Consider the following 263-nt stretch of genomic DNA (forward strand, 5'->3'; position numbering starts at 1 on the left):
GCCAGCTCGCACACTGGAAAGCGGAGTTCCAACTGATGTGCGAGCTGGCTGCGGGCTTCCCCCAGAGAGCCCGGCAAGGCATAGAAGACGTCACTGGCCTCTTCCATGTCCAGGCTTGGGAACAAGGCCTGAGTGGCCTGGATATCCGCCAGAGGCGCAGTGACGCCGAAGTCTTGCCCGGTATCACGGCAGTAGGTCTTGATCTGCTCCAGGGTAGTGTCCGTCAATGGATTATTTGAAAAAACGTAGCCTTGGCTTTTTTG

1 protein-coding gene is annotated in these 263 nt (G+C 57.0%); it reads right to left on the bottom strand.

Annotation, left to right across the window (positions count from 1 at the left end):
• Nucleotides 1-263 (bottom strand): hypothetical protein (locus AC0L20_RS41180; protein WP_473295857.1); only part of this gene is annotated, 263 nt, incomplete at both ends.

The sequence above is a fragment of the Bradyrhizobium sp. Kon58 genome, assembly GCF_055807455.1.